The 5,561-nt window shown below is 34.8% G+C and carries 3 protein-coding genes; 1 reads left to right on the top strand and 2 read right to left on the bottom strand.

Translation table 11 applies throughout. From position 1 onward, the window contains the following. The first annotated feature begins 178 nt into the window (after positions 1-178). Positions 179-2,212 (top strand): methionine--tRNA ligase, encoded by a 2,034-nt coding sequence (metG, locus tag IV513_RS14855; protein ID WP_209391340.1) that lies wholly within the window; start codon positions 179-181, stop codon positions 2,210-2,212. A gap of 95 nt (positions 2,213-2,307) precedes the next feature. On the opposite strand, the gene IV513_RS14850 is transcribed toward metG, so the two are convergent. Together IV513_RS14850 and IV513_RS14845 are read right to left on the bottom strand one after the other, a co-directional pair. Beyond that, positions 2,308-3,912 carry a glycoside hydrolase family 10 protein gene (locus IV513_RS14850; protein WP_209391339.1) on the bottom strand — a complete coding sequence of 535 codons (1,605 nt, stop codon included), beginning with the start codon at positions 3,910-3,912 and terminating at the stop codon, positions 2,308-2,310. 151 nt (positions 3,913-4,063) lie between these two features. Beyond that, a complete protein-coding gene (locus tag IV513_RS14845; RefSeq protein ID WP_209391338.1) occupies positions 4,064-5,449 on the bottom strand; it encodes an MFS transporter in 1,386 nt (461 codons plus the stop codon). Positions 5,450-5,561: the final 112 nt, after the last annotated feature.

The raw sequence follows: 5,561 nt of genomic DNA, 5'->3' as shown, positions 1-5,561 counted from the left end.
AATTTTGAATCCATAAGAAGGTTTTTTTGTTGTACAACCTCAAAGATACTTTGAGTTACTTTAATTCCTTCTTATTTTTTTATTTAGGACGCTATTGAACTGCATTAAATCCTTTCCATATAGATATCTAAATTTCAGCGGTTATCCTTATCTTTGCGGTTTAAAACTTTAGGATAAAATGTCAAACAGAAAAATGATTACGGCGGCTTTGCCCTACGCAAACGGACCGATTCATATAGGGCATTTGGCAGGTGTTTATATACCTGCGGATGTATATGCGAGATTCAACAGAAGATTGGGAAAAGATGTAGCATTTATCTGCGGAAGCGATGAACACGGCATTCCCATCACTATAAGAGCAAAAAAAGAAAGTGTAACACCTCAGGATATTGTAGATAAATACCACGGAATTATCAAAAAATCTTTTTCAGACTTGGGGATTTCTTTTGATGAATATTCCAGAACGACTTCGCCAAAACATTACGAAACCAGTCAGGATTTCTTTAAAGTTCTGTACGAAAAAGGAAAATTTACAGAAGAAGTTTCCGAACAGTATTTCGATGAACAGGCAGGAGAATTTTTAGCAGACCGTTACATTGTGGGAACCTGTCCCAATTGTGGCAATCCAAACGCTTATGGCGACCAATGTGAAAAATGCGGAACAACGCTATCGCCTTCTGAACTGATTAATCCAAAATCGATGTTGAGCGGAAATATTCCCGTTCTGAAAGAAACCAAAAACTGGTATTTACCTTTAAATGAATACGAAGATTTTCTTAACCAATGGATTATCGAAGGACATAAAGACGACTGGAAACCCAATGTTTACGGACAGGTAAAATCCTGGCTGAATGACGGACTGAAACCTCGTGCCATGACCAGAGATTTGAACTGGGGCGTTCCTGTTCCGCTACCCAATGCTGAAGGAAAAGTACTTTATGTTTGGTTTGATGCACCTATTGGTTACATTTCTTTCACCAAAGAATGGGCAGAGAAAAACGGAAAAGACTGGAAAGATTACTGGCAAAGTGAAGAATCTGATTTGGTTCACTTTATCGGTAAAGATAATATTGTGTTCCACTGTATTATTTTTCCAAGTATGATGAAAGCACACGGTGATTTTATTATGCCGAAAAATGTTCCGGCTTTCGAGTTTTTAAATTTGGAAAATGATAAAATTTCCACGTCAAGAAACTGGGCAGTTTGGGCACACGAATATGTAGAGGATTTCCCGGGACAACAGGATGTTTTGAGATATGCATTGCTTTCGTCTGCACCGGAAACGAAAGATAACAACTTTACATGGAAAGATTTCCAGACCAAAAATAATTCTGAATTGGTGGGAATTTTCGGAAACTTCATCAACAGAGTTGCCGTTTTAATTCACAAATATTATAACGGAATTGTTCCACAAGGTGATGCAAACGCTCCTGAATTGGCGGAAATAAACAAATCAGCTAAGGAAATTGCAGGATTTTTGGAAAATTATGAATTCAGGAATTCTTTAACCGCTTTGATGAATTTGGCACGATTTGGAAATCAATATTTACAGACCGAAGAACCTTGGAAAACTATTAAAGATAATCCTGAAAAGGCAGCTCATTCTTTATTTGTAGGAGCACAGATTGCTGTGGCTTTGGCTCAGTTATCAGAACCGTTTATGCCTTTTAGTTCAGAAAAATTACTGAATATGTTTAATGTTCAGAAATCTGATTGGGCTGATGTTGAAAATAAGTCTGTTCTCATTGAAACAGGGCACCAAATTAATGAAGCTTCTCTTCTTTTCTCAAAAATTGAAGATGATGTGATTGAAGCTCAAATTCAAAAATTAGAAAATACCAAACAAAACAATAAAAAAACAAACCCTAACGCAAACCCTATGAAAGACGAAATCACCTTTGATGATTTTACGAAAATCGACCTTAGAACAGCAACGATTACTGAAGCTGAAAAAGTAGAAAAAGCAGATAAATTGCTTAAACTTACTGTTGATACGGGAGTTGATGTTAGAACTGTTGTTTCTGGTATTGCAGAAAGTTTTACTCCTGAAGAAGTGATTGGAAAACAGGTCATGATTTTATTAAATCTGGCTCCAAGAAAAATTAGAGGAATAGAATCTCAGGGAATGTTGCTTTTAACGACAAAACCAGACGGAAAGTTATCTTTTGTAACGCCTGACGAAAATGTAGAAAACGGTATTGAGATTGGGTAATTTTAAAAACCTTATTTGATATATAAGCAAAGAGTCCATTCTAAAATGGACTCTTTGCTTTTGTAATATCTTTATCTTAATTCAGAAATATTTTACTATTTAACTTTCTTTGCTATATAATCACTTTCATTTCCGAGACGGTCTATAGCTACAATAGCAACTGCCTGTAATTCTTTTTCAGATTTCATTTTTGGAATTTGCCTGGATAGTTGGTCCAAAGTAAGAATCTCAGTCTCCCAAACCCCGTTATATTGAGTGAAAAGCACCCACTGAAATACATTTCCTATGTTTTTACTGCTCCAATTTGCCTGAACAAAAAAACCATCGTCTTTTATAAATAGGTCTGGTTTCTTTAATGAACTCGTTTTAATCCACGGACTTTTCGGGATTAAAGCTTTATCTTTATAAGGACCATTTTTCAGAGCAGGAAGCATATTGGCGTTTTTCGTTAGACCCGACACACTCCAATGAACTTCTCCTGCATCATTTCCTAAAATTTCTCGGGATAATTCAACTTGGTTTTTAATTTCAGTGGCTCGATCGGAAGATTTTACTTCAACTGTATTCAAACCAGGCCAAAGATGTCGGTTCATGGTATTTTCAGATTTCCACCAATTGAGCAAAGATGCAAAACCTTGTCCTTTAGAATCTATAGGCCAGTATAATTGTGGCGAAAAATAATCTACCCAGCCTTTATTCAGCCATAGTTTGGCATCAGCAAAAAGTTCGTCATATTGCGAAGAACCTACAATTCCTGCAGGATAACCCGGTTTCCAGATTCCAAAAGGACTGATTCCGAATTTTACATAATTCTTTTCTGCATGAATTTCTTTATAAATTCTTTCCACAAATTTATTTACGTTATCTCTTCGCCAATCTGCTCTGGATAATGTTCCACCAGAACTTTGGTAGGCTGCCCAAGTTTTATGATCGGGAAAATCTGCACCTCTGTTGTACGTTGCATACGGATAAAAATAGTCATCAAAATGAACTGCATCAATATCATATCTTTTTACAATATCTTTTACAACATTAGAAACATGCCCCTGTGTTCTGGGATCTGCGGGATCGAACCAATACATTCCATTTTTCAGTTTTATGGTAATATCAGAAAGCTTATTCGCCATAGAAAGACTTGTGAGAGCTCCTCCATTGGAGTGATGTGCTCTGTAAGGATTCAGCCAAACGTGTAGCTCCATACCTCTTTTATGTGCTTCCTCAATCCAAAATTGCAGAGGATCGTAATTGGGATAAGGAGGTTGCCCGGTTTTTCCGGTTAAAAAATATGACCAAGGCTCCAATTCACTTGTATACAAAGCATCTGCAGAAGGACGAACCTGAAATATGACTGCATTAAAATTATTCTCCTGAAGCATATTCAACATATTGATGACTTCCGTTTTCTGCTGTTCAACAGAAAGGTTATTTTTTGAAGGCCAGTTGATATTGGCAACACTTGCAACCCAAACGCCACGAAATTCTCTTTTAATGGCAGGAAGATTTACTTTAAAATCTTCTTTTTCAGTATTTTTTTTAATTTTAGAAATATTACTACTATCAGCAATATTTCTTTCATTTTGTTCATAAGAATACTTTTTTTCTGGATTTTTGTTATCAGAAATTTTTGAAGTTGCACAAGAAATATTTATAGCGGAAAGTATTGTAAATGTATATAGTATTTTCGTTTTTTTAATCTTCATAATTTGTTTAGTATATTTAAGATTCCTCAAAAAAGCAAAACTAAACATATCTCAAAGAAATAAAAAGGAATAGAGCCTTTAAAAATCATTCTAAACCAAAAAAGTGCAGATTTTATTTCTGCACTTTTTTATGATAGTATTGAGTTTCTATTTAATGTTCGGAGGTTTCCATATTTTCCTCCGTTGTTAAATCTGTTTTATAAGTTTCAGGTACAAACAATACATTTACAATAATCGCTATAACAACTAATAATATAGGATAAGCCAAACCTATATATGGGGTGAGAGCTGCACTTACTACAAATGAAGTTTTAATTAATTCTGTTACAAAAGTAGTCGCTCCACCAATGAAACCATTGCCCATATTTTGTGCAAATCCCATACTTGTATAACGGATTTTTGTAGGGAAAATTTCCAACATAAAAGCCCCAAGAGGTCCATAAGTTGCCGCACCTGCAACAGAAAGCAAGAAACTGATTCCCATAATCTGTAGTGTTGCCGTTGTACTGATTGCATGAACTTCTTGTAAACCATCCGGATTTCCTATTTTCATAAACATATAAAATGATACAGGAATTAAAATCAAACTAGCAATTAATCCTGAAATTAAAACTTTCTTACGTCCTATTTTATCACTTAAAGCTCCAAAATATTGATAGAAATACGCACTAAAAAATGTTACTACGCCTGTTATTAATAAAACGGTGGTATCTTCTAACTTTACAGCTCTTTGCATAAAAAACAGTGTTACAAATAAACTCGTTTGCATTACTGAACTTTGTGCTGCATTTCCTCCAAAGATAGCTTTCAGCATTGTTTTCACATTACCTTTTGTTGTAAATGCTTCTTTTACCGGAGCTTTACTTGTTTTTCCAGCTTTTTTAAGTTCTTCAAAAACAGGACTTTCGTGTAATTTCTTTCTCGCAAAATAACTCAAAAGCACCAATATTGAGCTAAGTAAGAAAGGAATTCTCCACCCAAAACTATTAAAATCTGCATCTGACATTGAGCTTCTAGTAACATAGATTACACTAAGGCAAACTAACAAACCAATAGGTACTGTTGCCTGAATAAAACCAGTATAAAACCCTCTTTTGTTTGCCGGTGCATGTTCTGCAACATAAATTACCGCACCTGCATATTCCCCACTAATTGCTAAACCTTGCATTAGTCTGCAAACTAAAAGTAAAATAGGTGCAACCCATCCTATACTAGAAAAATTTGGTATACATCCTATTAAAAAAGTGGATGCACCCATTAAAATTAATGAAAGCAAAAAAGAATATTTTCTTCCGATTTTGTCGCCAATATTTCCAAAAATTAATGATCCTATTGGTCTAAACATAAAAGATGAAGCGACTACCGCCAAGGTTTCTAAAAAATGCGATGATCCATCTGCGGGAAAAAGATTTACAGCTAAGGATCCTGCCAGAATAATGGCGAGAAACATATCGTACCATTCGATAAGTGTTCCTGCCGATGAAGCAATAATTACAGTAAGTATATTATTTTTTGGTTTTTGTATTGTATTGTCCATATAGTTTTTTATTTAATTTGATTATCCGTTTTTAATCATAACCCTGTAATGTTAGCAATAATAAGCCTTTCAAAGAGGCTATCTCCAAAATATCTTCGATTTAGCTTGTAGA

Source organism: Chryseobacterium sp. RR2-3-20 (genome assembly GCF_017808115.1).
GTDB lineage: Bacteria > Bacteroidota > Bacteroidia > Flavobacteriales > Weeksellaceae > Chryseobacterium > Chryseobacterium oryzae.
This window is presented reverse-complemented; position numbering and strand designations above follow the sequence as displayed.